This window comes from Candidatus Acetatifactor stercoripullorum (genome assembly GCF_944382095.1).
Lineage (GTDB): Bacteria > Bacillota > Clostridia > Lachnospirales > Lachnospiraceae > Acetatifactor > Acetatifactor stercoripullorum.
Genome location: NZ_CALWMU010000028.1, coordinates 22,329 through 42,474 on the forward strand (window position 1 = coordinate 22,329; position 20,146 = coordinate 42,474).

At 40.8% G+C, this 20,146-nt stretch carries 20 protein-coding genes; 17 read left to right on the plus strand and 3 right to left on the minus strand.

What is annotated here, in order from left to right:
* Positions 1–12: 12 nt before the first annotated feature.
* Positions 13–1,122 (minus strand): DNA polymerase III subunit beta, encoded by a 1,110-nt coding sequence (gene dnaN / locus SHK35_RS09520; protein ID WP_318705100.1) that lies wholly within the window; start codon positions 1,120–1,122, stop codon positions 13–15.
* A gap of 280 nt (positions 1,123–1,402) precedes the next feature.
* Complete coding sequence (dnaA, locus tag SHK35_RS09525; RefSeq protein ID WP_318709609.1) at positions 1,403–2,767, minus strand: chromosomal replication initiator protein DnaA; 1,365 nt, start codon at positions 2,765–2,767, stop codon at positions 1,403–1,405.
* 579 nt (positions 2,768–3,346) lie between these two features.
* Between dnaA and rpmH the strand changes: the two genes are divergently transcribed.
* The 8 genes from rpmH to rsmG all read left to right on the plus strand — a co-directional run bounded on the left by rpmH (position 3,347) and on the right by rsmG (position 10,355).
* Positions 3,347–3,481, plus strand: a complete 135-nt coding sequence (gene rpmH / locus SHK35_RS09530; protein ID WP_318705102.1) for a 50S ribosomal protein L34 — start codon at positions 3,347–3,349, stop codon at positions 3,479–3,481.
* A 52-nt stretch (positions 3,482–3,533) separates the two neighbouring features.
* A complete protein-coding gene (rnpA, locus tag SHK35_RS09535) occupies positions 3,534–3,896 on the plus strand; it encodes a ribonuclease P protein component (protein WP_318705103.1) in 363 nt (120 codons plus the stop codon).
* Positions 3,897–3,904: 8 nt separating this feature from the next.
* The gene (yidD, locus tag SHK35_RS09540) at positions 3,905–4,114 is read left to right on the plus strand and encodes a membrane protein insertion efficiency factor YidD (protein ID WP_318705104.1); all 210 of its coding nucleotides are present in this window, start codon (positions 3,905–3,907) and stop codon (positions 4,112–4,114) included.
* Positions 4,115–4,141: 27 nt separating this feature from the next.
* Positions 4,142–5,488 (plus strand): YidC/Oxa1 family membrane protein insertase, encoded by a 1,347-nt coding sequence (locus tag SHK35_RS09545; RefSeq protein WP_318709610.1) that lies wholly within the window; start codon positions 4,142–4,144, stop codon positions 5,486–5,488.
* Positions 5,489–5,504: 16 nt separating this feature from the next.
* A complete protein-coding gene (gene jag / locus SHK35_RS09550; protein WP_318705106.1) occupies positions 5,505–6,140 on the plus strand; it encodes an RNA-binding cell elongation regulator Jag/EloR in 636 nt (211 codons plus the stop codon).
* Positions 6,141–6,229: 89 nt separating this feature from the next.
* Entirely contained in the window at positions 6,230–7,633 is a 1,404-nt protein-coding gene (mnmE, locus tag SHK35_RS09555) for a tRNA uridine-5-carboxymethylaminomethyl(34) synthesis GTPase MnmE (RefSeq protein WP_318709619.1), read from the plus strand.
* Between the two features lie 32 nt (positions 7,634–7,665).
* Positions 7,666–9,612: a tRNA uridine-5-carboxymethylaminomethyl(34) synthesis enzyme MnmG gene (gene mnmG / locus SHK35_RS09560; RefSeq protein ID WP_318709611.1), complete on the plus strand. Its 1,947-nt coding sequence runs from the start codon at positions 7,666–7,668 to the stop codon at positions 9,610–9,612.
* Positions 9,609–10,355 (plus strand): 16S rRNA (guanine(527)-N(7))-methyltransferase RsmG, encoded by a 747-nt coding sequence (gene rsmG / locus SHK35_RS09565; RefSeq protein ID WP_442867437.1) that lies wholly within the window; start codon positions 9,609–9,611, stop codon positions 10,353–10,355. The genes mnmG and rsmG overlap by 4 nt, the downstream gene beginning before the upstream one ends.
* Here the strand turns inward: rsmG and SHK35_RS09570 are convergent, their stop codons facing one another.
* On the minus strand, positions 10,356–11,306 hold the full coding sequence (locus SHK35_RS09570) for an alpha/beta fold hydrolase (protein ID WP_318705109.1): 951 nt from the start codon (positions 11,304–11,306) through the stop codon (positions 10,356–10,358).
* 510 nt (positions 11,307–11,816) lie between these two features.
* Here SHK35_RS09570 and SHK35_RS09575 point away from each other — a divergent pair.
* From SHK35_RS09575 to SHK35_RS09615, 9 genes are all read left to right on the plus strand, one after another.
* The gene (locus SHK35_RS09575) at positions 11,817–12,461 is read left to right on the plus strand and encodes a sensor histidine kinase (protein ID WP_318709613.1); all 645 of its coding nucleotides are present in this window, start codon (positions 11,817–11,819) and stop codon (positions 12,459–12,461) included.
* A 67-nt stretch (positions 12,462–12,528) separates the two neighbouring features.
* Positions 12,529–13,173: a response regulator transcription factor gene (locus tag SHK35_RS09580; RefSeq protein WP_318705115.1), complete on the plus strand. Its 645-nt coding sequence runs from the start codon at positions 12,529–12,531 to the stop codon at positions 13,171–13,173.
* A gap of 398 nt (positions 13,174–13,571) precedes the next feature.
* Positions 13,572–14,333, plus strand: coding sequence for a ParA family protein (locus SHK35_RS09585; protein WP_318705111.1), 762 nt, complete (start codon positions 13,572–13,574; stop codon positions 14,331–14,333).
* A gap of 119 nt (positions 14,334–14,452) precedes the next feature.
* A complete protein-coding gene (locus SHK35_RS09590; protein WP_318709620.1) occupies positions 14,453–15,337 on the plus strand; it encodes a ParB/RepB/Spo0J family partition protein in 885 nt (294 codons plus the stop codon).
* 112 nt (positions 15,338–15,449) lie between these two features.
* A complete protein-coding gene (locus SHK35_RS09595; RefSeq protein WP_442867440.1) occupies positions 15,450–15,905 on the plus strand; it encodes a DUF4446 family protein in 456 nt (151 codons plus the stop codon).
* Positions 15,906–16,958 carry an HD-GYP domain-containing protein gene (locus SHK35_RS09600; protein ID WP_318709615.1) on the plus strand — a complete coding sequence of 351 codons (1,053 nt, stop codon included), beginning with the start codon at positions 15,906–15,908 and terminating at the stop codon, positions 16,956–16,958.
* 186 nt (positions 16,959–17,144) lie between these two features.
* Complete coding sequence (gene serS / locus SHK35_RS09605; RefSeq protein WP_318709616.1) at positions 17,145–18,434, plus strand: serine--tRNA ligase; 1,290 nt, start codon at positions 17,145–17,147, stop codon at positions 18,432–18,434.
* A 61-nt stretch (positions 18,435–18,495) separates the two neighbouring features.
* Positions 18,496–18,912 carry a hypothetical protein gene (locus SHK35_RS09610; protein WP_442867438.1) on the plus strand — a complete coding sequence of 139 codons (417 nt, stop codon included), beginning with the start codon at positions 18,496–18,498 and terminating at the stop codon, positions 18,910–18,912.
* A gap of 193 nt (positions 18,913–19,105) precedes the next feature.
* Positions 19,106–19,981, plus strand: a complete 876-nt coding sequence (locus SHK35_RS09615) for a DUF3881 family protein (RefSeq protein ID WP_318709618.1) — start codon at positions 19,106–19,108, stop codon at positions 19,979–19,981.
* The last annotated feature ends 165 nt before the right edge of the window (positions 19,982–20,146 follow it).

Below are 20,146 nucleotides of genomic sequence, written 5' to 3' on the forward strand. Positions count from 1 at the left end.
GTGTAGTAAAGTTTACTGTACCGTGGTAAAGTTGACCGGCAGTATCAGATAAATATAGCTTTCTTCCTGATTCTTGATAAAGCAGGGAGCCTTGGGATTCACCATATAAAGCTCTACCTCCTCATCATCTATCACTCGCAGCGCATCAATCAAAAACTTGGGATTGAATCCGATCATCAAATCCTTTCCCTGTTTTTCAATATCAATATCCTCATTCATGCTTCCCAAAACAGAATTGATCTTAAGCTCCATGGTTTCGTCAGTGATATGAATGATAATGGGCTTTTTATCTCCTTCTTTTACCAAAAGCGTAGCTCTGTCGATACAGTTTAAAAGCTCCTTTTTATTGATTTTAACCTTGGTCTCATAATCGCTGGAAAGCATCTGGTCAATGGGGAAATACTCTCCCTCCAAAAGTCTTGAAACCACCGTGGTGGAATCAAACTCAAAGACAATATGCTTTTCAGTAAAGGAAATCAGTACGTCGCTCTGGGCGTCGCCAGGCAGAATTTTACTTACCTCGCTTAAGGTTTTTCCCGGAACCACCACCTTTTTCGGCTGATAATGGTCTCTGAGCTTAATTTTTCTGATGGAAATCCGATGGCCGTCCAAAGAAACCACTCGAAGCTCGTCCCCTTTTATGTCAAACAGCTCTCCTGTCATCAGCTTATTGTTCTCATTGTCGGAAATGGAAAATATAGTCTGCCGCACCACTTCCTTTAAGGTGAATTGGCTGATAACCAGACTTTCCTCCTTTTCCACCGCAGGAAGATAGGAAAAGTCCTCCCCCGATTTTCCGATAATGTTAAATTTTGCTTTTTCGCAGGTAATGGTAGTTTTGAAGGAAGCGTCCGTCTCAATGGTAATATCATTGTCCGGAAGCTTTCTTACAATTTCCAGAAAAATTTTTGCATCCAGCGCAATGATGCCTTTCTCCACAATCTGGCCTTCTATCACAGTCTCTATGCCAAGCTCCATATCATTTGCCGTAAGCTTGATTTCCCCCAGAGACGCATCTATTAAAATACATTCCAAAATAGACATGGTTGTTTTATTAGGGACTGCCTTGGATACAATCTGTACACCATTTAAAAGATTGGATTTGGAACAAATTAATTTCATGCTTTTCCTCATTTCTGTAAATATAATATAAAAAAGAAATTCTTCATCTTCTTCTTAACAGCTGTTGATAAGTGCATAACTGCTTTTATTATACTATTATTCGGCTTAAAATGGAATGGATAAGTGGTGAATTCTTTCAGAATAACTTTTGAATAACCAGCCAGTTATTCACATTCATTTTTAACTGCCGTTTTTCGCGGGAAAAATTATCAACATCCATTCCACTTCCTTCAACAGACAAACCACACCATCCTGTGGAAAACTAAGAAGGATTTATCTTCTAAGAAGGGTTTATCTTCTTTGTGATAATATCCACCTTATTGCGCAGCTCCTCATTGGTGTCAATCTCTGCGGTAATTTTGTTTACGCCGTGAATAATAGTGGTGTGATCCTTTTTGCCCAGAAGCTTTCCGATATTGGTAAAGGAGGTATCTGTCAGCTCTCTGCACAGGTACATCACCACCTGTCTGGGCTGGACAAATTCGGAATTGCGCTTTTTGGAGGTAATATCCTCTGGCTTTACGCCAAAATGCTCCGCTACCACATTGATAATCAAAGACGGCGTGATTTCCTTTGGTTTGTTTGGATAAATCACGTCTTTCAGGGCTTCTTCCGCAAGGGAAAGAGTGAGCTCTACCTTATTTAACCTTGCAAAGGCGATAATTTTGTTAAATGCGCCCTCAAGCTCCCTGATATTTGATTTTACGTTGTTTGCAATATATTTTATGATCTCCTCGTCAATCTGCTTGTCATAGGACTCTGCATATTTGCGCAGAATAGCCATACGGGTTTCGTAATCGGGAGGCTGAATGTCAGCGATCAGGCCCCATTCAAAACGGGAACGGAATCTCTCATCCAGAGTCTCCATTTCCTTAGGCGGCTTGTCCGAGGAGAGAATAATCTGCTTGTGGGCTCCGTGAAGCACGTTGAAGGTGTGGAAAAATTCCTCCTGGGTACTTTCCTTTCCTATAATAAACTGCACGTCGTCTACCATGAGCACATCCACAGTTCTGTACTTTTCCCGCAGCTTTGTCATGGATGCAGCGTTACCGCTTCGGATGGATTCGATCACCTCGTTGGTAAATTCCTCGCTGGTAACATAGAGAACCTTCATATTTGGATTCTGATCTAGGATAAAATGTCCGATGGAGTGCATCAAATGGGTTTTTCCGAGGCCCGGACCACCGTAGAGGTAAAGGGGGTTATAAACCTGTCCTGGGGATTCTGCTACCGCTAAAGAAGCCGAATGTGCAAATTTATTGTTGCTTCCCACCACAAAGGTGTCAAAGTTGTATTTTGAATTTAAGTTTGCGTTTTCATAATTGATATTATGTGCAGAACCCATGGAGGAGCTTTCGCTTTCAGGAAGCTCCTTTATGCTCACGTCATTTTCCAGCAGAAAATACACATCATAATTATGGTTGAACATTTCCGTGATGGTAACCTGAAAAAAGCTCTTATATTTGGTAGAGATATAATTTAAGGCATGAGCCTGATCTGATGGGATGATAATGTTCACCACATCATTCTCTACATTAAAAAATTCCAAAGGCTCCACCCAGGTATGATAAGAAATGTCAGAGAGATTATATTCTCTTCTGACGGTCTCCTTAATGGCTGTCCAATTTGTCTTTATGTCGTCCATTTTGCCTGTCCTTCCATAAAAAAGTACATAAAAAAAGCATTGTGATCATGTCTTTTCATTGTAATATAGATTGTGGAATATTTCAAATGCAAGTTATAAACAGAGGTTCCGATAAAGTTATCCACAGTTTGTTGATAAGTATGTTTATAAATAGGAAAATCAACAAGGGTTGTGGATAGTTTATGAGATATGTGGATAAATAAGATTTCATTTATAAAAAGAGAAAAATCCCCTGTTTTCGGGAATCTATTTTCATTTGATCACATCTTTTACACAGCTTTTACAGAATAAAATGAAAATTATCCACAAATAATCAACAGGCTGTGTATAACTTCAGGTGAATAAAATTATGTGTATATCTATGTGGATAATGTGAAAAAAAATTTTTTTTGCCTGGATGGAACCCTCCTATTTGCTGATTTTTCTTGATTTTTCAGTATTTTCCCTTGACACGGACTTGATTTTTTTATACAATCAATATGCTATTTTCCTGACGGCAGGCATGAAAAGAGATGCCTGTTACTGAAAAAATTGAGTTTACCTTTTTAGATAAGGTGTAAGAGAAGGAGGTGCCTTTCCATGAAGATGACATATCAGCCGAAGAAGCGTTCCCGTTCTAAGGTACACGGTTTCAGAGCCAGAATGAGTACTCCTGGCGGAAGAAGAGTTTTAGCAGCAAGACGCGCAAAAGGAAGAAAGAAATTATCCGCATAGGTCACAGAAATGTGGCCTTTTTTTCTCTTCATTGAGAAAACAGGAGTATATCATGAAATTCTCTGAGTCTTTGAAAAAGAATCACCAGTTCCAATTCGTTTATAAAAACGGCAGATCCTATGCCAATAAATATTTGATTATGTATGTAAAGGAAAATGGCTTTTCGAAAAACAGAGTTGGAATCAGTGTGAGCAAGAAGGTTGGAAACAGTGTTGTAAGACATCGTGTTACAAGACTGGTAAGAGAAAGCTACCGATTACATGAAAGTATATTCAATAGTGGTTTGGATATTGTAATCATCGCAAGAAAAAGTGCCGCTTCCGCAGGATATGAAGAGGTGGAAAGTGCGCTGCTGCATCTTGGAAAACTGCATCAAATTATAAAAGTTTATTTTTATTTTGATGAGAGAGTTTGATAAAGAATATGAAAAAACTATTGATTGCAGGCATCAGATTTTATCAAAGATATATATCGCCTTTAAAAAGCACAAAGTGTCCTTATGTTCCCACCTGTTCTCAGTATGGGCTGGAAGCCATTCAAAAATACGGCGCTTTCAAGGGAACGCTGTTAGCTGTGTGGAGGATTTTAAGATGTAATCCCTTTTCAAAGGGCGGTTATGACCCTGTGCCTTAATCTGGTCCGGCAATGCTAGGAGGATAAATGAACATATTTTTCTTAACCCAGAACACCACTCCCATTATAGGTCAGGTGGCGTGGGTGCTTGGTAAAATCATGGAGGCAATTTTTACGGTCATTGATTTTATCGGGATTCCCAACATTGGTTTAGCCATCATTTTGTTTACCATTGTAGTAAACCTTTTGATGATGCCCCTCACAATTAAGCAGCAGAAATTTTCCAAGCTTTCTGCAAAGATGAATCCTGAAATACAGGCGATTCAGGCGAAGTATAAGAATAAGAAGGATAATGAGTCTACCATGGCTCAGAATCAGGAAATTCAGGCGGTGTATGCAAAGTATGGCGTTTCTCCTACCGGAAGCTGTCTGTATCTTTTGATTCAGATGCCTATCTTGTTTGCATTATACCGAGTGATCTATGCAATTCCTTCCTATGTTACGAAGATAGGAGATACCTTTCGTGTGCTTGCGGATAAGATCATATCTGTGGATAACGGCAGCTTTCTCCAGAATTCCGGAGTGGAGAGCATTGCAAGCACGGTATCCATGTATGGGACAAACATGACGGACGGCAATCTGCAGAACGGCATTATAGACGTTCTCAATAAGCTTTCCTCCTCGGATATGTCTATTATTTCTGATCATTATGGACTGGCTTCCCTGACCTATGAGGGAGAGCTTATATTAAGCAATGAGACTACAAGAGGACTGCTGGATACCTATAACAATTTTCTTGGCCTGAATATAGGAGATTCCCCCTGGCATTTGATTACGGAGGCATTTGCAAACGGAGCCTGGCTGGTGGTGGTCGGAGCTCTGGCAATTCCTGTTCTTTCCGCCGTAACACAGTGGGTGAACGTAAAGCTGATGCCGCAGCAGACTTCTTCAGACAACAAAAATGATCAGGCTTCCACTATGGCTTCCTCTATGAAAACCATGAATATGATTATGCCGATTATGTCTGCCTGGTTCTGCTTTACCCTTCCCTCCGGTATGGGACTTTACTGGGTGGCCGGAAGCGTGGTCAGAAGCATTCAGCAGGTAATTATCAACAGGCATATCGATAAGATGGATTTTGATGAAATCATTCAGAAAAATTCTGCAAAGAGTGCGAAAAAGCTGGAGAAGATGAAGGAAAACCAGGAAAAGCTCAATGCCTATGCCAATATGAATACCAGAAACATTCAAAAGAAGGCAAATATTTCTTCCGGAATGACAGAAGAGGAAAAGGAAGAGGCCATGAGGAAGGCCACAGAGTATTATAACAGCGGCGCAGCAAAGCCGGGAAGCATGATGGCCAAGGCAAACATGGTGAGACAGTACAACGAGAAGAATAACAAAAGCAGCAAGGAAAATACGGACAAAAAATAATGGGAGGGTTTCGTATATGGAATATATTGAAGTATCTGCCAAAACAGTAAGTGACGCAATCACAGAGGCTTGTCAGAGACTTGAGGTTACCAGTGATAAGCTTGATTATCAGGTTGTGGATGAGGGATCAAGCGGATTTTTGGGAATCGGCTCCAGACCTGCTGTGATCAGGGCCGCAGCAAAGTGTTCCGTTACGGATAACGCTAAAAATTTTCTGAATCAGGTTTTCGATGCCATGAATATGACGGTTGCTGTTCAGATTGAATATGATGAAGAAAATCATTTTATGAATATTGATTTAAGCGGAGATGAGATGGGGGTCTTAATTGGAAAAAGAGGACAGACTCTGGATTCTCTGCAGTATCTGGTGTCCCTTGTGGTCAATAAGGATGCGGAAAGCTATATTAAGGTAAAGGTAGACACAGAAAATTACAGGCAGAGAAGAAAGGAAACCTTGGAAAACCTTGCAAAGAATATTGCATATAAGGTAAAGAGGACAAAGAGGCCTGTTTCGCTGGAGCCTATGAATCCTTACGAGAGACGTGTCATTCATTCGGCTCTGCAGAATGATAAATATGTGACCACCCACAGCGAAGGGGAGGAGCCCTTTAGAAGAGTGGTTGTCACATTAAAAAGAAAAGAGAATTTATAAGAAAAAAGACCGGATATATGACAGGATTCGTATATCCGGTTTTTTCAGAAGGCTTTCGGGATATTTTTGATTTTGAAAGGGATATCATAATGAATACGGATACCATAGCGGCCATTGCCACGGCCCTTTCAGATTCCGGCATTGGGATCGTCCGCATCAGCGGAGAGAACGCCATTGCAGTGGGAGACGCTGTTTTTCGAACGAAAAAGGGAGAAAAAAAGCTAAGCAGCGTTAAAAGTCACACCATACATTACGGGTTTATTGTAGATGAGCAGGAAAATATTGTGGATGAGGTAATGGCGGCAGTGATGCTGTCCCCCCATACCTATACCAGAGAGGATACGGTGGAAATCAACTGCCATGGGGGAGTCCTTGTGATGCAGAAAATTCTGGAGACAGTTCTTAAAAATGGAGCCAGAATGGCCCAGCCGGGAGAATTTACAAAGAGAGCTTTTTTGAATGGCAGAATCGATCTTTCCAAGGCGGAGGCCGTGATGGATTTGATTCATGCCCAGAATGAGTATGCCCTTTCCTCCTCCATCAATCAGCTGAGGGGAGAGCTTTCACAGCAGGTAAAGAAGCTTAGAGCTGAGATTTTATATGAAATTGCCTTTATTGAATCGGCCCTGGATGATCCGGAGCACATCAGTCTGGAGGGGTACCCAAATCGACTTTTGGAAAAGGTAAATTCTCTTTGCGAAGAGATAGAAAAGCTTATTTCCACGGCAGATAACGGGAAGAGGATAAAGGAGGGAATTTTCACCGTAATTGTGGGAAAGCCAAATGCGGGAAAGTCTTCTTTGATGAATCTTCTCACCGGGGAAGAAAAAGCCATTGTCACGGAGATTGCGGGCACTACCAGGGATGTGCTGGAGGAGTATATCAGTCTTCATGGGATTGGATTTCACGTAATAGACACTGCGGGAATTCGGGATACCCAGGATACTGTGGAAAAGATAGGTGTGGAAAAGGCAAAAAAATACGCTTCAGATGCGGATTTGATTGTGTATATGGTGGATGTATCCGTAGAGCTGGATGAAAGCGACAGAGAAATCATTTCCCTGATCGGAGAGAAGAATGCTGTTATTTTGTTGAATAAGAGTGATCTGAAAAATATTGTGACAGAAGAAAAGCTGAATGCCCTGATAGAAGAGGTGCTTCCAGGGCATAAAAGGATACCTATGATAAAAACCTCCACCCTTGAAAAAACGGGAATTGATTTGTTTGAAAATACAGTGAGGGATATGTTTTTTCAAGGAGATATTCAGAGCAATCATCAGGTTGTGATTACGAATCTGCGCCATAAGGCGGCTTTGCAGGAGGCCTGTGAAAGCCTTTATCTGGTGAGAAAAAGTATTTTAGAGGGAATGCCCGAGGATTTTTATTCCATTGATTTGATGAGCGCTTATGCTTCTCTTGGAACCATTATCGGCGAAGAGGTGGGAGAGGATTTGATTGAGGAAATCTTTTCTAAGTTTTGCATGGGAAAGTAAAGTGACAGGACAGTATGGGAGTGAATTGTGCAATGAGTGAAGTACGTAAGAAGACGGATGTATGTGTGGTGGGCGCCGGCCATGCGGGCTGTGAGGCAGCCTTGGCCTGTGCCAGACTGGGACTGGAAACGGTTATTTTTACGGTCAGTGTGGACAGTATTGCCCTGATGCCCTGTAATCCCAATATCGGCGGCACCTCTAAGGGGCATCTTGTGCGGGAGCTGGACGCTCTGGGCGGAGAGATGGGAAAAAATATAGATAAGACCTTTATTCAATCTAAGATGTTAAATGTTTCAAAGGGTCCGGCCGTTCATTCCCTGCGGGCCCAGGCTGATAAGGCGGAGTATTCCAGAGCCATGAGAATGGTGTTGGAAAATCAGGAAAATCTTTTGATAAGGCAGGCGGAGGTCTGCGAGCTTTTGTGGGAGGATGAAAAAATCGGAGAGGATGCCTCTTCCTCTTTTCAAAAGAAAATTACGGGCGTAAAGACCTTTACGGGAACCATTTATGAGTGTAAGGCTGTGATTCTCTGTACGGGAACTTATCTGCGGGCCAGATGTCTGTGTGGAGAGGCCATAACCTATACAGGACCAAACGGACTCCAGGCGGCAAATCATTTAACGGATTCCCTGAAAAAAATGGGAATTGTAATGAGGCGGTTTAAGACGGGGACTCCTGCCAGAATGGACAGACGCAGCATTGATTTTTCAAAGATGGAGGAGCAGTTTGGGGATGAAAGGATTGTTCCCTTTTCCTTTTCCACGGACCCGGAAGCCATACAGAAGGAGCAGGTTTCCTGCTATTTGACCTATACCAATGAAAAAACCCACGAGATCATCAGAAATAATCTGGACCGTTCCCCTATTTATGCGGGAATTATAGAGGGGACAGGCCCAAGGTATTGTCCCTCTATTGAGGATAAGGTGGTAAAATTTGCAGAGAAGGAAAGGCATCAGGTTTTTATAGAGCCGGAGGGACTTTCTACCAATGAGATGTATGTGGGAGGCATGTCATCCTCTCTTCCGGAGGATGTACAGCTTGCCATGTATCGAACAGTGCCCGGGCTGGAGCATTGCGAGATGGTGAGGAATGCTTATGCCATTGAGTATGACTGTATTGATGCAAAGCAGCTTTATCCTACGCTGGAATTTAAAGATATAAAGGGACTTTTCAGCGGCGGACAGTTTAATGGAAGCAGCGGTTATGAGGAGGCTGCCTGTCAGGGTTTGGTGGCCGGCATAAATGCCTCCATGGAAATCCTGGGAAGGGAGCCATTTATTTTTGACCGTTCTGAGAGCTATATCGGGGTTTTGATCGATGATCTGGTTACAAAGGATAACAGGGAACCCTATCGGATGATGACCTCAAGAGCAGAATATCGTCTGCTTCTGCGTCAGGATAATGCAGATCTGCGCCTTAGGGAAAAGGGATATCAGGCTGGCCTGGTTTCAAAGGAACAGATGGATGCGCTCCTTCGGAAAAAAGAGCTGATAGAGAAGGAGATAGAGCGTTTGAAGCATACCATTGTGGGGGCAAACAAAGAGATACAGCTTTTTTTGGAAGCTCACGGAAGCTCTCCCTTAAAAACTGCGGCTTCTTTAGCAGAATTAATGTGCAGGCCTGAATTGAGCTATGGGAAGCTTTCTGAAATTGACAAGGAGAGAACCGGGTTTTCCATGGAGCTTACCGGAAAGCCCTCTCTTCCGGCCCAGGTCATTGAACAGGTTGAGATTGAGATCAAATATGAGGGCTATATTGTCCGTCAAAAACGTCAGGTAGAGCAATATAAAAAGATGGAGAAAAAGAAGATACCGGAGGGACTGGATTATGATCAGGTGCCGTCCCTACGTCTGGAGGCAAGGCAGAAGCTGAAGGAATTTAAGCCTGTGTCTGTGGGGCAGGCTTCTCGGATTTCAGGGGTGTCTCCTGCGGATATTTCTGTGCTTCTTGTTTTTTTGGAGCATTATAACAAAGCATGAAGTTTTGGAGGAACACTTTGAATAAAGAATATAATACAGTGCAGTTTGAAAAAGATTTAAAAGAGTTTGGCATAGAGCTTTCAGAAAAGCAAAGGGAGCAGTTTCTTCTCTATTATGAACTGCTGATTGAAAAAAATCAGGTGATGAATCTTACGGCCATTACGGACTATGATGAGGTGATGAAAAAGCATTTTGTTGACAGCGTCTCTTTGGTTCGTGCCTGTGACATGAAGAGAGGGATTTCAGTGGTTGATGTGGGAACGGGAGCGGGCTTTCCGGGACTTGCTTTAAAGATTGTGTTTCCTGATTTAAGGGTGACTCTTGTAGATTCCTTAAATAAGAGAGTACTGTTTTTGAAGGAAGTGGTTGAAAAACTGGGTTTGAAGGAAGTTACGGCGCTGCATGGAAGGGCTGAGGATCTGGCAAGGCAGAAGGAGCTGAGAGAACGATTTGATCTGTGTGTTTCCAGAGCCGTTGCAAATCTTTCTACTCTTTCGGAATACTGCCTTCCTTTTGTGAAGGTGGGAGGCAGCTTTATTTCTTATAAATCTGAGAAGATTTCTGAAGAGCTTCCCCTTGCAGAAAATGCCATACAGGTTTTAGGGGGAAAAATCAAGGATCAGGTTTCCTTTTATCTCCCGGATTCTGATATTTACAGAAATCTGTTTGTTGTGGAAAAAATAAAGCAGACTCCAAAAAAATTTCCCAGGAAGGCAGGAATTCCTGGGAAAGAACCTTTGTAATTATGAATTTAAAAATAACTGAATGGCAGATAGTGTTTCCTCGGGCCGTTCCAGATGGGGGAGCTGCTTTGTTTTTTCGATAAAAGTGGTTTCAATTGCGCCGTTGTAATACACGTAATTTTCGATGATGGTATCAATGTCTGCTTTTTCCTTTCCGGAAATGAGATAAATGCTGTTATTGATTTCCTTTAAGGCGTGCAGAATGTTGATGTTTGTGTATCTTCCCACATAGCTGGCATAGGAATGCTTAGAGTGGTAATCTGTGGTGTGGGAAGCCTCCATGTAGGATAATATATCTTTTTCTTCTATTTTGTAAGGATTGTAAAAGTAACTTTCTTCAAATAATTTTTGAAAAGCCGTTCTTCCTGTCTGCATATTGTAGAGGAAAGTACCCAGTACGGGAGTGTCCAGAAGAAGCTTTAAAATTTTGGTCTGCCTGGAAGGAATCTGATTCAGCTGAAAAAGACTCTGAGGATTTATGCCGATGAGTTTTCTCACTGTCTCACTGTCGTTATGGCATACCATCACTGCAACTGCAAAGGCGTCCCCCGAGGCTGTGATATCTGTTTTTTTACCGATTACGTTTTTGATAAAATCGGTGACCATTTGGACGTATAGATAATTGGTAAAGGTGATATCCGGCTTGTCGGAAAGTCCATAACCTAAAAAATCAATGGCGTAAACCTCGTGGTCCTTTGCCAGTTGATTTAATATTTTTGAAAATTCGTAGCAAGAGCTTCCTACTGTCAGGTTGTGAAGCAGAAGAAGAGGCGTTCCCGTTCCCTTTTTGATATATCTGATTTTCCCAAATCTCCATTCATAGTATTGATTATCGGGAAATGCCAGAACGTTTTTTCCTGTGGAAGCGGCATACTGTAAACGGTTTATGATATGGATGGTGCCTGCTGCCAAAGCTGTCAGAAATAAAATTTTTTTTGCTTTTTGATTCATGCCAAACCCCTTGTCTTTTCCTGTTTTTCTTTTATTATATAGGAAATAATTAAAACATACAAATAAAATGTGTTTTACATATGATTGATTTTATTATATTATGTTAATGTAGAATAAATAGGAAGCATATTTGAATCAAAGACGAAATGAAAATATAGGATTAGAACGTATGTTCTTAATAAGCTTATGAATCATGCTAATTATAAAAAGCTTTCTCACCTGCTCCAGGAGCTGGAGCAGGAAAAAAGAGAAATTGAAGAAAAAATAAATGATAATTTATTGAAGATAAAAGAATTTGATATTTATACGGCTTCTATTTTAGAAAAGGAAGATCGTGATTTTAAAGTTTTTTCTCCCAGGGATGCAGAGAGTATTCATAAGGAGGAATTTGAGAGGATAAAAAGAGAAAAATTGTCCTGCCTTGCAGAAAATGAACGTCTGCATCAAAGTAGAGACATCCTTATCTCCAGGGTGGCTACTGTGAAGGATATTCTGGAGGAGGAAAAGGATTTGTCCAATCTGATGGCTTTAAGCATTCAGGAGGAGGACAGACAGAGGATTGCCAGGGAGCTTCATGATACATCACTGCAGAACCTGGCCCATTTAATTCATAAGATTGAGTTAAGCAGTTTATTCATTGATCAGGACCCGGTGAGGGCAAAGCTGGAATTATCCGTTGTGAATAAAAACCTTAGAGAAATTATTGAAGAAATCAGATGTACAATTTTTGATCTGCGTCCTATGAGCTTTGATGATTTGGGTTTGAAGGCTGCCTTTGAGCGTTTGGTCAGTGGAATCAATGAAAAAGGTAATTATGAAATTGATTTGTCTTTAGAAGAAGTTTCATGTGAAAACAATCTGATTTTAATGTCTATATACAGAGTTGCAAAGGAATGTCTGATTAACATTGTAAAGCATGCAGATGCGGATCGCATTTTATTTCATTGTGAATGTAAGGACAACCTTTGCCTGATTCATATAGAGGATAATGGAAAGGGTTTCGATCCGAACAGACCGGGTGAAGATTCTGACAAGCATTTTGGAATTTCTGTAATTAAGGAGCGAATTGCCTTGATTGGTGGAAAAATAGAAATTGATTCTAAAATAGACCAGGGCACTAAAATAAGAATAGAAGTGCCTATTTTTAATAAGTAATTGCGAAACGTATAGAAGTGAGTTTTGGAATTACTTAATAAATTTTGAATGAGAGGACATGGATATAATGTGTGTAAAAGTGATGTTGGCTGATGATCATATTCTTATGAGAGAGGGTATCAGACAGCTTTTAGAATTTGACGGCAGTATTGAGGTTGTGGAGGAAGCAAATGATGGAGAAGAATGTTTGACAAAGTTAAGAAAAGCAAAACCGGATGTCCTTCTTTTAGACATTAATATGCCAAAGAAAAATGGAATAGAAGTTTTAGAGGAGATAAAGAAAGAAAAAATAGATGTAAAGGTACTGATTCTTACAGTACATAATGAGATTGAATATTTGATAAGAGCAATCGATATTGGAGTAGATGGTTATATTTTAAAGGATTCAGAATCGTCCGAATTAAAGAAAGCAATTCATATGCTGATGAAGGGTGAAAATTATATTCAGCCTAATTTGATACCTGCTTTGAATCACCGATTGATTGTAAGAGATTCGGACAGAGATAAAATAGAGTCTCTTACAAAGAGAGAATTAGAGGTTTTAATTCAGGTTGCTAATGGTATGTTTAATAAGGAGATAGCTTCTGCTTTACACATCAGTGAGAGAACTGTGAAAAATCATATTTCAAATATATTTAAGAAAATAGATGTTTCAGACAGAACCCAGGCTGCGGTTTTTGCTATAAAAAATGACTTAATTAAGCTTTATTAGTGGGAGAGAAAAATGTTTCACGTGAAACATTTTTCTCTCTTTTTCATAAAACACAAGATAATGTTTCACGTGAAACATTTAAACCCAAGATATTGTGACCAATATCCGTGAAACATCATATAAATCAGTGTGAAACATAATTTTGTAACAGTTCAGCCATAAGCTGTATGACAAGCAAATCATGCTTGCATGAAGTTGCTTGTTGTGCAGCTTATGAGCGGAGCGCCCGATAATGAGCAAAGGCAGCTGCATAGCAGCGGAAAAGCGCCTTGGCGCGGCTTTGCGAATGGCGCAGGCTGAACAATTACACTTTATACCAGTTTTCAATATTTTCATGTAGATATCTTTTGCTATAAGTGATATAATTGTAAAGCGAAACATAGGAAAGGCGAAAAAATATGGGAAGAATTATAGCAATTGCAAATCAAAAGGGGGGCGTTGGAAAAACTACTACCTCGATTAATTTATCTGCTTCATTGGCATCCAAAGGAAAGAAAGTGTTAGTGATCGATACAGACCCACAGGGAAACACTACAAGTGGATTCGGTATAGATAAAAATAATCTGGAAAATACAATTTACGAATTAATTTTGGGAGAGTGTTCTATCAGAGATTGTATTATAAAGGATGTTATTCCAGGTGTTTCTGTGGTTCCCTCCAATGTAAATCTTGCGGCGGCTGAAATTGAGCTGATTGGCATTGACAAGAAGGAGTACATATTGAGCAATGAGGTAGATTATATTAAGGAAGAATATGATTTTATCATTATTGATTGTCCTCCTTCCCTGAATATGCTGACTATAAATGCCATGACTACAGCTGACAGTGTTTTAGTACCCATTCAATGTGAATATTATGCGTTGGAAGGTTTAAGCCAGTTAATTCATACGGTAAATTTGGTTAAGGAACGATTAAATCCGGAACTTGAGATGGAGGGTGTAGTCTTTACTATGTATGACGCCAGGACAAACTTGTCCATGCAGGTTGTGGAAAATGTAAAAAAGAATTTAAACCAAAGAGTTTATGAGACTTTAATTCCAAGAAATATCAGGCTGGCGGAAGCTCCCAGCTATGGATTGCCTATCAATATGTATGATGCAAAATCTGCAGGAGCAGAGGCCTACATGCAGCTGGCGGAGGAAGTAATCCGTAATGAATAAGCTTTTAAAAACAATTAATTGCGAAACTTGCTGATAAAGTCACGAAACTGATTATAATAATCAAATCGAGCTTCGCAATTACATGAAGGATTTTAAATAAGGAGAGGATGATCGATCATATGGCGGCAAGAGGATTGGGAAAAGGGTTAGATTCTTTGATTCCAGATGCAGTTGGGGAAGCAAAGACAAAAAAAGAAATAAAGAATGCTGTTTCTGAAAATAGTGGGCCGGAGACGATTGTGAAGATAACAAGAGTGGAGCCCAACAGAGAGCAGCCTCGTAAGAATTTTGATGAGGATGCACTGCAGGAGCTGGCAGACTCTATCAAACAATTTGGACTTTTGCAGCCTATTTTGGTACAGGACAGAAAAGAGTATTATGAGATTATTGCAGGGGAGCGCAGATGGCGGGCTGCAAAAATGGCGGGATTAAAAGAGATTCCTGTAATTATCCGCAATTATACAGATCAGGAGATTGTTGAAATATCCCTGATAGAAAATATACAGCGCGAGGATTTGAATCCCATTGAAGAGGCCCAGGCTTATAAGAGACTGCTGACAGAATTTCACTTAAAGCAGGATGAAGTAGCTGAGAGGGTTTCCAAAAGCCGCGCTGCGGTGACAAATTCCATCCGTCTTTTGAAGCTTTCAGATGAGGTGCAGCAGATGGTTATTGACGAAATGATCAGCACCGGACATGCAAGAGCTCTTTTGGCAGTGGAAAATCCGGAGGAACAGTATACCCTTGCTCAAAAAATCTTTGATGAAAAGCTTAGTGTCAGAGATGTGGAAAAGCTGGTAAAAAATCTACATAAGCCTGTCAAGCAGAAAAAAATGGATGATAAAGCGCTGCAGGCCATCTATCTGGATATAGAGGAAAAGCTAAAGCAAAAGCTCAGCACAAAGGTGATCGTATCCGCAAAGGGTGAGGGGGCTGGAAAAATTGAAATTGAATTTTACAGCCATGAAGATTTGGACAGGCTGCTTGAAATGATCGGGAAGTAATAAATAAAGTACAGAGGAGAAATTGAAATCGGATAAAATGAGTGCAAATTACAGTAATTTTTTAAATCAGATAGGACTGGGCGCGTTTGATTTGGGATATCTGTTGATTGGGATGGCTATATTGGCAGTCCTTCTTCTTATATTTATTGTGATATCTGTTATCCTTTTAAGAAAAATCGGAAAAATGAAAAAGAGGCTGGATCAGTTTTTGACGGGAAAGGATGGGGGCAGCCTGGAGCAGGATATCGCAGCGTTATTTGAGGACAATAAAAGCTTAAAAGAAATTGCAGAAAAGAATAAGAAGGATATCCGTACCCTATATAGAAATATGGAATCTGCATTTCAGAAAATGGGTCTGGTAAAATACGACGCATTCAATCAAATGGGAGGACAGTTAAGCTTCTGCCTGGCACTGCTTGATGAGAATAATAATGGATTTATTATCAATTCTGTTCACAGCACAGAAGGCTGCTATTCCTATACTAAGGAAATAAAAGGAGGGGAAAGCTCTATTTCTCTTGGCAAGGAAGAAGAGGAAGCACTGTCAATGGCAATGGGGGAAATATAAATGGAATTAAAAAGAATTGATGAACTTAAGGGTGGAGAAATTTTAGCAAAACCCATTATGACATGGGATTATCAGATTATGCTTCCGGAAGGGGCGAAGCTGAAAAAGGAATATATTGATAAAATCATTGAGCTCGGGATTTTCTATGTATATGTGAAGGAAGAAAAAATGGAGGAGGGCGAGTTGGTCATTCTGCGCTCAGAGATCGAGGAAAATATTAAGTCAAAGGTCCGAGATATTCTGGAGAGACATACCTATCATCATAATCAGGAACTGGAAGAATTAAGTTTAGAGACGGATCGAATTATTTCCACTATTTTAGAAGAAGATCAGGTCGTAGAAAAGGTTTTTGACATCAAGGAGAGAAGCTTTGATCTCTATGAGCACTCTATCAGTGTATGTACCTTTGCCATTCTTACGGCGCTGAAGCTTAAGGCAGACAAAAGTATGATTCATGAAATCGGCGTAGGCTGTCTGCTTCACGACATAGGACTCAGATATATTACAATGGATTTTAATGGTATAGCTTTGACATCCATGAACAAACAGCAGATTGCAGAATATAAAAAGCATCCTGTGTATGGCTTCAGCAATTTAAAGACGGAAGGCTGGATTTCAAAAATCAGCAAAAATATTGTACTGTATCATCATGAGAGACTGGATGGTTCTGGTTTCCCTTTGCGGATCAGAGAGATTCCCTTTGAATGCAGAATAGTAAATGTATGCGACGCTTTCGACGAAATGATATGCGGAATTGGCTGTAAAAGAGTAAAGGTATATGAGGCCATCGAATATTTAAAAAATTATAAAGATATTTTATTTGATGCTGAAATTGTAGACACTTTTCTGGCCTTCACGGCAGTATACCCATCAGGAACACATGTTCTAACCAACGAAGGAGAAGTGGGAGTAGTTTTGTCCCAAAACAAAAATTTCCATGAGAGACCAGTGTTGCGCATTATAAAGGATAAAGCAGGAAATGATGTAGAGGGTGTATTGATTAAGGATCTTGTCAAAGTACACAATATTTATATTGAAAAAGCATTGGATTAAATAGGCGTTTGCGAAACTCACTGACAAAGTCACGAACCTGGTCATAATAACCAAAAACGGGTTCCGAAGCAGTGGCTAGTCACCCTTATTTTGGTTATTACGCCCAGTTTCTGATACCAGAGAGCGAGTTTCGCAAGTACCTAATTAGATTAAAAATCGTAAGGATACGATAAAAGGGAGGAAGCTATGATAGACATTAAATTTCTCAGAGAAAACCCTGAGGTTGTGAAGGAAAATATTCGGAAGAAATTTCAGGATTCCAAAATTCCCATGGTGGATGAAGTGATTCAGCTGGATGCGGAGAGCAGGAAGGTAAAGCAGGAGGCAGATGACCTGCGTGCTTCCCGCAATAAAATATCCAAGGAAATCGGCGCTTTGATGGCACAGGGGAAAAAGGAAGAGGCAGAAGAAAAAAAAGCCCAGGTGACAGCAGGAGCACAGAGACTTGCCCAGCTGGAGGAGAAAGAGGCGCAGCTTCAGGAGAAGATCACAAAAATTATGATGGTGATTCCCAATATAATAGATGCTTCTGTTCCTATCGGCAGGGATGATAGTGAAAATGTGGAGATAGAAAAATTTGGTGAGCCTATTGTGCCTGATTTTGAGGTGCCCTACCATGCAGATATTTTGGACAGCATAAATGGCTTGGATAAGGAGAGCGCAGGGCGCACCAGCGGAAACGGCTTTTATTACCTGATGGGAGACGCAGCCAGAATTCACTCTGCCATGATAAGCTATGCCAGGGATTTTATGATTGATAAGGGATTCACTTATTGTATTCCCCCTTTTATGATCCGCAGCAGCGTGGTAAATGGTGTGATGAGCTTTGCCGAGATGGAAGCCATGATGTATAAAATCGAAGGAGAGGATTTGTATTTAATCGGCACCTCCGAGCATTCCATGATTGGAAAATTTAAAGGACAGATCGTAAAGGAGACAGGTCTGCCGATTACCATGACTTCCTATTCTCCTTGTTTTAGAAAGGAAGTAGGCTCTCACGGCATTGAAGAAAGAGGAGTGTACCGGGTACATCAGTTTGAAAAGCAAGAGATGGTAGTATTGTGCAGACCGGAAGAATCCATGGATTGGTACAATAAAATGTGGACCTACACGGTAGAATTTTTCCGCAGTCTGGATATACCGGTGCGCACTCTGGAATGCTGCAGCGGCGATTTGGCAGACCTGAAGGTGAAATCCTGTGATGTGGAGGCATGGAGTCCCAGACAGAAAAAATATTTCGAGGTAGGCTCCTGCTCTACTCTTGGAGATGCTCAGGCAAGACGGCTTGGCATCCGCACCAAGGGAGAGAATGGAACTTATTTTGTGCATACCTTGAATAATACTGTTCTGGCATCGCCCAGAGGATTAATTGCATTTTTGGAAAACAATGTAAATCAGGACGGCAGTATCAGCATACCGGAAGCGCTGCGTCCCTATATGGGAGGAAAGGATAAAGTATATCCCTCTCAAAAATAAATTAAAACACATATGAAAAAAAAATAATATTGTATTAAAATTGGTTTTTGGCATTTTAGCAGTGGTAGGATTTATTTTCTTCATAGTCGGTATCATATTGCTGGTGTCCAGCATACGATTTCAGGAAGAAGCGGTAGAGGTCAGCGCTGAAATTACTCAAATTGAGAGCTATCGGGATATAGATGGAGATATATCTCATAGAGTGTATGTGACCTATTCCTATGGCGGAAAAACATATGAGAATGTAAATCTTCAGGAATACAGCAGCGGAATGTATGAAGGAAAAGAGATTACTCTGCTGGTACAGCCGGATGACCTTTACAATGTGTCCACAGGATTAATCAATATTTTGATTGGAGGTATCTTTGTCGGGATTGGGTTCATTTTTCTGTTGATCTGCATTATTGCGCTGATCCTTTTTGCCAGAAGGAACCGGAAGAAAAAAAGATTGCTGGAGGCCGGACAGCTTCAAAAGTGAAAATATATGGACAAATCCTGAGCCGGTAATCACTTTGGGCAGTGAAGTCCGTGTCTATGTGGATGGCAATGATTTCAGTAAGTATTATATAGACATACAAGGCGTTTTACAGGGAAGAATTGTGGATTATACCTGACACCTTGTAAAATTGAAATGTAAAATCGGGAGAGAAGGTGAAGAGTTGCATAGATATATGCGTGCTATCGGCTTCAGTGATTATTCTGACCGTAAAAAAATAAGAAATTTGTTGACGGATGTCATTATGAATTCCGATCAACGTGCATATACCTTAAATCAGGAAGGAATTATGCTGGGAGAATTCAGCAAAAACTTTGCCGGTTCCGTGGGAGTGACAGTCTGCGGTGAATTTGACGAGGAGGATAAATTTATTTACGACTATTATTTTCCCTATTTGAACGGCACCGGAATTACAACCCATGAGGATGTCTCTGTGGAACGCCATGCGGCCAAGGATTCTTATGCTGGCGTGTGCGATGATGTCAAGGTTGGGATATCCCTGATTTTTTACCTGAAAAACAGAATTCCTTATGTAAAGGCGCAGACAACGGGAAAGCTTCCCATCAGAGGAACCACCCTGACTCTTTCGGCTCTTTCCGTAAGCGGCAGTATTATGATGCCCATACAAAAGGATGAGGAGCAGAAGCTGAGAGTCAAGAAAAATTCTGCCAACAGGAATAATCTGCTGGCGGCGGCCAGAAAGGGAGATGAGGACGCTATTGAGACTCTGACCCTGGAGGACATGGACATGTACACCACCATTTCCCGCAAGATTCAGAAGGAAGATGTATTCAGCCTGGTAGATACCTATTTTATGCCCTATGGGGTGGAATGCGATCAATATTCCATATTGGGAGAGATTGTTTCCATGCAGGAGGCTGCCAATGATGTCACCGGGGAAAAAATTTATATTTTAAGAATTTGCTGTAATGAATTGACATTTGACGTTTGTATTAATATAATAGACTTGTTTGGGGAACCCCAGGTTGGCAGACGGTTCAAGGGAATTATCTGGCTGCAGGGGAGAATTAATTTTCCGGAGGATTTGTAGCGGGCCGGAGGAAAATTGAATAAGTTTGGATTCCTGCTTATCAGCAGGTTTTCATAAATGTCCTCGTAGCTCAGTTGGATAGAGCGATCGCCTCCTAAGGTTGTGCTCAACCAATCAACTCGAAGCCAAAAGTGATAGTTACCAATTCAATTTCATATAAGTCTC

Excerpts from the sequence above, each read along its gene's own strand:
- SHK35_RS09580 (WP_318705115.1), top strand. The coding sequence starts at position 12,529 with ATGTGTGTAAAAGTGATGTTGGCTGATGATCATATTCTTATGAGAGAG.
- SHK35_RS09590 (WP_318709620.1), top strand. The coding sequence starts at position 14,453 with ATGGCGGCAAGAGGATTGGGAAAAGGGTTAGATTCTTTGATTCCAGAT.
- mnmG (WP_318709611.1), top strand. The coding sequence starts at position 7,666 with ATGAGTGAAGTACGTAAGAAGACGGATGTATGTGTGGTGGGCGCCGGC.
- SHK35_RS09545 (WP_318709610.1), top strand. The coding sequence starts at position 4,142 with ATGAACATATTTTTCTTAACCCAGAACACCACTCCCATTATAGGTCAG.
- SHK35_RS09600 (WP_318709615.1), top strand. The coding sequence starts at position 15,906 with ATGGAATTAAAAAGAATTGATGAACTTAAGGGTGGAGAAATTTTAGCA.
- dnaA (WP_318709609.1), bottom strand. The coding sequence starts at position 2,767 with ATGGACGACATAAAGACAAATTGGACAGCCATTAAGGAGACCGTCAGA.
- jag (WP_318705106.1), top strand. The coding sequence starts at position 5,505 with ATGGAATATATTGAAGTATCTGCCAAAACAGTAAGTGACGCAATCACA.
- SHK35_RS09585 (WP_318705111.1), top strand. The coding sequence starts at position 13,572 with ATGGGAAGAATTATAGCAATTGCAAATCAAAAGGGGGGCGTTGGAAAA.
- SHK35_RS09615 (WP_318709618.1), top strand. The coding sequence starts at position 19,106 with ATGCGTGCTATCGGCTTCAGTGATTATTCTGACCGTAAAAAAATAAGA.
- SHK35_RS09595 (WP_442867440.1), top strand. The coding sequence starts at position 15,450 with ATGGCTATATTGGCAGTCCTTCTTCTTATATTTATTGTGATATCTGTT.
- rpmH (WP_318705102.1), top strand. The coding sequence starts at position 3,347 with ATGAAGATGACATATCAGCCGAAGAAGCGTTCCCGTTCTAAGGTACAC.
- dnaN (WP_318705100.1), bottom strand. The coding sequence starts at position 1,122 with ATGAAATTAATTTGTTCCAAATCCAATCTTTTAAATGGTGTACAGATT.
- mnmE (WP_318709619.1), top strand. The coding sequence starts at position 6,230 with ATGAATACGGATACCATAGCGGCCATTGCCACGGCCCTTTCAGATTCC.
- rsmG (WP_442867437.1), top strand. The coding sequence starts at position 9,609 with ATGAAGTTTTGGAGGAACACTTTGAATAAAGAATATAATACAGTGCAG.
- yidD (WP_318705104.1), top strand. The coding sequence starts at position 3,905 with ATGAAAAAACTATTGATTGCAGGCATCAGATTTTATCAAAGATATATA.
- SHK35_RS09570 (WP_318705109.1), bottom strand. The coding sequence starts at position 11,306 with ATGAATCAAAAAGCAAAAAAAATTTTATTTCTGACAGCTTTGGCAGCA.
- serS (WP_318709616.1), top strand. The coding sequence starts at position 17,145 with ATGATAGACATTAAATTTCTCAGAGAAAACCCTGAGGTTGTGAAGGAA.
- rnpA (WP_318705103.1), top strand. The coding sequence starts at position 3,534 with ATGAAATTCTCTGAGTCTTTGAAAAAGAATCACCAGTTCCAATTCGTT.